General features: G+C 67.5%; 8 protein-coding genes. 6 read left to right on the top strand and 2 right to left on the bottom strand.

Annotated elements, in window-relative coordinates:
* The coding region (locus tag ELR45_RS41785) for a DNA-3-methyladenine glycosylase family protein (RefSeq protein ID WP_420813981.1) at window positions 1-476 on the top strand (476 nt) is incomplete at its 5' end.
* Window positions 477-577: 101 nt separating this feature from the next.
* A complete protein-coding gene (locus ELR45_RS30960; RefSeq protein WP_129669760.1) occupies window positions 578-1,072 on the top strand; it encodes a methylated-DNA--[protein]-cysteine S-methyltransferase in 495 nt (164 codons plus the stop codon).
* 298 nt (window positions 1,073-1,370) lie between these two features.
* Here the strand turns inward: ELR45_RS30960 and ELR45_RS30955 are convergent, their stop codons facing one another.
* On the bottom strand, window positions 1,371-1,688 hold the full coding sequence (locus tag ELR45_RS30955) for a hypothetical protein (RefSeq protein WP_129669724.1): 318 nt from the start codon (window positions 1,686-1,688) through the stop codon (window positions 1,371-1,373).
* Between the two features lie 181 nt (window positions 1,689-1,869).
* On the opposite strand from ELR45_RS30955, the gene ELR45_RS30950 reads away from it, so the two are divergent.
* On the top strand, window positions 1,870-2,382 hold the full coding sequence (locus ELR45_RS30950; protein ID WP_129669723.1) for a mycothiol transferase: 513 nt from the start codon (window positions 1,870-1,872) through the stop codon (window positions 2,380-2,382).
* Between the two features lie 19 nt (window positions 2,383-2,401).
* Here ELR45_RS30950 and ELR45_RS30945 read toward each other — a convergent pair whose 3' ends face one another.
* On the bottom strand, window positions 2,402-3,094 hold the full coding sequence (locus tag ELR45_RS30945; RefSeq protein ID WP_129669722.1) for an EcsC family protein: 693 nt from the start codon (window positions 3,092-3,094) through the stop codon (window positions 2,402-2,404).
* Window positions 3,095-3,195: 101 nt separating this feature from the next.
* Between ELR45_RS30945 and aat the strand changes: the two genes are divergently transcribed.
* From aat to ELR45_RS30930, 3 genes are all read left to right on the top strand, one after another.
* On the top strand, window positions 3,196-3,909 hold the full coding sequence (gene aat / locus ELR45_RS30940; RefSeq protein WP_205857610.1) for a leucyl/phenylalanyl-tRNA--protein transferase: 714 nt from the start codon (window positions 3,196-3,198) through the stop codon (window positions 3,907-3,909).
* Between the two features lie 7 nt (window positions 3,910-3,916).
* Complete coding sequence (locus ELR45_RS30935) at window positions 3,917-4,780, top strand: DNA-formamidopyrimidine glycosylase family protein (RefSeq protein WP_129669720.1); 864 nt, start codon at window positions 3,917-3,919, stop codon at window positions 4,778-4,780.
* Window positions 4,781-4,807: 27 nt separating this feature from the next.
* Window positions 4,808-5,693, top strand: an 886-nt coding sequence (locus ELR45_RS30930; protein WP_240760275.1) for a LacI family DNA-binding transcriptional regulator, incomplete at its 3' end; no start/stop codon positions are given.

Below are 5,693 nucleotides of genomic sequence, written 5' to 3'. Positions count from 1 at the left end.
TTCTCGGACAACAGGTCTCGGTCGCGGCCGCCCGCACGATCGCAGGGCGGTTGGTCGCCGCCTACGGAAAGCCGCTGGACTCGCCGGTAGGCGGTGTCACGCACACGTTCCCCAGTGCCGCCGTCCTGGCGGCGGTCGACCCGGCGACATTCCCGATGCCCGCACGCAGACAACGCACGCTCCACCAGCTCGCCGCCCGGCTCGCGGACGGCAGCGTACAGCTGGACATCGGCGTCGACCGTGACGAAGCCGAACGCCGGCTTCTCGCCGTTGACGGAATCGGGCCCTGGACCGCGAGCTACATCCGGATGCGCGCATTGAACGACCCGGACGTGTTCCTCCCTACTGACCTCGGCGTGCGACACGGCCTGGACGCCATGGGCCTGCCGAGCGACCCTCGCTCGGCAGCCGACCGCTCAGAACACTGGAGACCGTGGCGTTCGTACGCCCTCATGCACATCTGGGCTGCGATATGACGTGTTCGGGCGTGGGATGGGGGAATTCCTCGTTCCCACACCTGGGCGCCTCAAGCGGACCAGATGCACACGACGACATGCAACAGAGGAGACGAGTAATGATGACGACATACTGGACAACCACTGATAGCCCGATCGGCCCGCTCCTGCTCACCGCCGATGACTACGGATTGACCGGCCTCTACATGGAGGAACGCCGGCACGGCCCGCCTGACGTCGACCCAAGCTGGATACGGAACGACGCCGCCTTCCGCGACGCCGCCGAACAACTCGACGCCTATTTCGCCGGCGAGATCAAGGAGTTCGACCTGTCGCTGAACCCGTCCGGCACACCGTTCCAGCGCGAGGTGTGGAGCGCGCTGCGCACCATCGGGTATGGCGAGGTGTGCAGCTACCGGGACATCGCTGAGCAGATCGGACGGCCGACGGCGTTCCGAGCGGTCGGGCTTGCCAACGGCCGCAACCCGATATCGATCATCGTCCCCTGTCACCGCGTCGTCGGTACGTCGGGCTCGTTGACCGGCTACGGCGGTGGGCTGGAACGCAAGCAGGCACTCCTCGACCTGGAGGCAGGCCGTACTGCACCGTCGCCATAGCCCTCAGTATTCCCACCCGGTGCTGCGCCGCCGCCCGAGACCAACTGAAGCGCCCGAACGGGCCGGGGAAGTCCGTCGATCGATCTTCGGGCGGCGGCAGACCCACGCGACCAGCACGAGAAACTACCCGCCGGCCGCGTGAGAGTGAGACGGAGCTCCCCGGCCCACCCAACGCAACCAGCCGTACGGCGGCGGCAACACCGCCGCCAAGCCACCCAACGCAACCAGCCGTGCGGCGGCGCCAACACCGCCCCAAGCCACTCAACGCAACCACCCAGGGCCGCGACGCCAACAGGTCCTACCAGTTCCAGCCAATTCGGCGCAGTTCGGGCTCAAGTATCAGCCTGCGGACAGGCGGATCAGCGTCGGGGATCGGCACACCCGACATCCTCGCGGCGTCACACAGCAGCCCGTCGTACGCTGCGGTGGCGGCGACGAGGTGGAACCCTCGCGCCCAGCGCCTGCCGTCACGTTCCAGCACCTTGATCTCGGCAGCCACGCGGGTGAGCCGATACTGGACCGTGAGGGTATCGAACGGGTCCGGACCGGGTGTAGGTTCCTCTGTGGGGCGTCGTCGGCGCAGTGCGCGCACCAGACCTGCGAAAGTTGTACCCATTTGGCCTCCCACATCCGAGGATAATCAACCTCGTCCCGTTAATGTCACTCATTTATTACGGCGAGATCACGGATCATGATGGTGTACCCGGCGCCGCACATGGGTACGCGATATGACGTACGTCAGCACGGTGACCAGGGCCGAAGGCACGCGGCCCACGTTGGTGAGGGGAGTCGTCCGGGTGAGAAGCGCAGATCTGCTTAACGACGCGTTCGGCCGGGTTCGTGAGGAGGTTCACAGCGTCGTCGACGGGCTTTCACCTGATCAGCTCAGCCACCGCATCGACAGCCGCGCCAACTCCATCGCCTGGTTGGTGTGGCATCTCACTCGCATCCTGGACGACCATCTGGCAGACGTGGCCGGCACCGAGCAGGCCTGGACCGCGGGCGGCTGGGCCGAGCGGTTCGGCCTGCCGTTCAGCCCGGCCGCGACCGGTTACGGACACGGGAGCGAGGACGTCGCGGCCGTCCGGGTGGACTCCGGCGACCTCCTGACCGGGTACCACGATGCCGCCCATGACCTTGCAGTGAGTTACGTAGACCGCCTCACGGACCCGGACCTCGACCACATCATCGACGAGCGCTGGGATCCGCCCGTCTCGCTGGGAGTCCGGTTGGTCAGCGTCGTCAATGACACCGCGCAACATGTAGGCCAAGCAGCATTCATCCGCGGTGTGGTGCTGCGCTCAACCTGAGCCGGCGCGCGAGTGTGCCCTAGGCGCGCTCGACCATGACATTCGTAGGGAACTGGCTGTCGGCGTACCTGCCGACCGACCAGGTCGACACGGCGTCGACGCCCGCGCTCACCGCACCTCCGAGCACCGGAACGCGCTTGGCGATCATCAGCGTGGCGTGTTTGCCGCCGACCCGCGCCGTCAGCTCCTGGCCGACCCGGGCCGCGACCCGTTCCACCGTCACCTGCTCGATCTCCTTGCGCCCCATGGCGACGTCGTGAGGCAGGGCGGGCAGGGACCCGACCTGGCCAATGGAACCGGCCCCGTCCTTACCCAGCAGGGTCATCAACGCCGCCGTCCGTACCCGGCTGTCGGAGATGTCATAGCCCCGCATATGTGCGATGGCCGCGGCCATCCGGAGATGCAGGACGGCGATCCCGGCGATGTTGGCCGGGATCGCCACCGGCAGGGTGACCACGCCGCCCAGGTTCGCGACGAATCCCTGCACGCCCGCGAGCCGCACGTGCTGTTCGATCACGTCGCGCACGGCGCGGTCGACATCCCGCCGACGCTCCAGGTGCTTGCGCGCGACCTCGCGCGCACCTGGGAACCCGGCGAACCCATCGATCGCCTTGTCGACGAAATGCTGCGCACCACGGGACGCCATGACCGGCGCCGCTCGCCGTGCCGCCTGGTTGCCAGCCCACATGGCCATACTCGCCCGAAGACCCATGCGACCAGCTTACGCCCGGACCGTATCGCCGGGACGCCCCGCACGGCGAGATTCCCGTCCGCCATACCCTGTCTGAGGAGATGACACCGAAGGAGATCCGTGTGCCGGTCGAACCACCGCCGACCCGTTGGGACCTTCCAGCCGTTCACGCCGACAACGGCGACCTGATTGCCGTCGGCGCGGATCTTGAGCCCGGCACCCTGCTCGCCGCGTACCGCTCAGGCCTGTTCCCCATGCCCGTCAGCCGATTCTTCGGCCGGTCCTCCGAGCTCGCCTGGTGGTCACCGGACCCGCGAGGCGTACTGCCACTCGGCCGGCTGCGAGTCTCCCGCTCGCTTCGGCAGGCGACGAAACGGTTCGAGATCACCGTGGACGCTGCCTTCGACGAAGTGGTGACCGCCTGCGCCGATCCGTACCGGCCGGGTGCGTGGATCACCGACGACATCCGCAGCGCATACGGCAGGTTGCACCGGCTCGGCTGGGCACATTCCGTCGAGGCCTGGACGTCCGATGGCCGCCTCGGAGGCGGCCTCTATGGCGTGGCGATCGGCGGGCTGTTCGCCGGCGAGTCCATGTTCCACGCGTCCGAACGTTGGGGGCGCGATGCCTCCAAAGTGGCTCTCCTGGCTCTGGTGGAGATGCTCACGGCCGACGGCGCTGCCGGCCGCCTGCTCGACGTCCAGTGGGGTACGCCCCATCTGGCCAGCCTCGGCGTGGTGGAGATATCGCGGGAGGAGTACCTGAGCCGGCTGCGGTCCGCGCTCCGCCTCGAACTACCGCCTGTCTTCACCGGAAACGACGAGAACAGGGCATGATGGCACTATGCCGGAGCTGCCGGAGGTCGAAGCGCTGGCTGCTTTCCTACGCCGGAATGCGGTCGGCAAGGCGGTGGCGCGCGTTGATGTCGCCGCGATCAGCGTGCTCAAGACGTTCGACCCGCCGATCGTCTCGATCGGCGGGCTGTCCGTCACGTCCGTCCAACGCCACGGAAAGTTCCTCGACGTCGACTGCGACGGACTTCATCTGGTGGTCCATCTCGCCCGGGCAGGATGGCTGCGCTGGAGTGACGGACTGCCACAGCGACCACCGAAGCCGGGCAAGAATCCGCTGGCGCTCCGTGTCCATCTCGCCGACGGCTCCGGGTTCGACCTGACGGAGGCCGGGACACGCAAGAAGCTCGCCGTCTACGTAGTCCGCACTGTATCGGACGTTCCAGGCATCGCCCGGCTGGGCGTCGACCCGTTCGCTGCCGAGTTCACCACAGAACGTCTCGGTGCCCTGCTGGCGGCGGCCGGCCGGGCACAGATCAAGGGCGTTCTCCGAGACCAGTCCGTCATCGCGGGCATCGGCAACGCCTACTCGGACGAGGTTCTGCATGCTGCTCGGCTCTCTCCGTTCCACCCCGCATCGACACTCAACGATGATGAAGTGGCCCAGCTCCACCAGGTGATCATCGATGAGCTCGGGACCGCGCTGGAGCGGGCCGAGGGCCTCGCCGCACGTGATCTCAAGGATTCGAAACGGACGTCGATGCGGGTACACGGGCGCACTGGGGAACTGTGCCCGGTCTGCGGCGACACCGTGCGCGAAGTATCGTTCGCGGACTCCAGCCTCCAGTACTGCGCCACCTGCCAGACCGGCGGCAAGGTTCTCGCGGACCGTCGGATGTCCAAGCTGCTCAAGTAACGCGAACAGGCGGGATACGCTTCGTAAATGGATCCTGACGTCTCCGACCGCAACCCAGTGATGGTCGATGTGGCCCGGATGGCCGGTGTCTCCCATCAAACCGTCTCCCGGGTGCTCAACGACCACCCGAACGTGCGCCAGACCACCCGGGACCGGGTGCAGGCCGCGATCGAGCAGCTGGGTTACCGGCGCAACCGGACCGCCCGCGCGCTGGTCACCCGGCAGACCAACACGCTCGGTGTGGTGGCGTTCGACACCACACTCTACGGTCCGGCGAGTACTCTCTTCGGCATCGAGCAGGCCGCCCGCGAGGCTGGTTACTTCGTCAGCATCGTCAGTTTGAAGAACATCACCAGACAGGGCATCGACGAGGCGCTCGACTATCTCGCCGAGCAGGCGGTCGACGGTCTGATCGTCATCGCGCCACAACACTCCGCCGTCGAGGCGCTCGCGGGCCGCCCACCGAAGATGCCGGCTGTCGCCGTCGAGGGCGGGGAGGGCGGGGAACTGCCCGTTGTGGCGGTGGATCAAGTCGAAGGGGCCCGAACGGCGACGCGGCATCTCCTCGACCAGGGCCACGGTACGGTCTGGCACGTGGCGGGGCCGGCCGACTGGCTCGAGGCCGAGGGCCGGGTACGCGGATGGCAGCAGGCGCTGGAGACCGTTGGCGCCCCCGTGCCGGAGATCATCCGGGGTGACTGGAGTCCGCTCTCCGGTTACCAGGCTGGTAAGGAGCTCATCGAGCGAGCACACAGGCGGGCTGAACCCGCCGTCGAGGCGGTCTTCGCCGGGAACGATCAGATGGCGCTGGGCCTCCTCCGGGCGTTCGGCGAAGCGGGCATCCGTGTTCCGGATGACGTCCGGATCATCGGTTTCGACGACATCCCGGAGGCCGAGTTCTTCAGCCCTCCGC

This window comes from Phytoactinopolyspora endophytica (assembly GCF_004138495.1).
In the GTDB taxonomy this organism is placed as follows: Bacteria; Actinomycetota; Actinomycetes; order Jiangellales; family Jiangellaceae; genus Phytoactinopolyspora; species Phytoactinopolyspora endophytica.
This window is presented reverse-complemented; position numbering and strand designations above follow the sequence as displayed.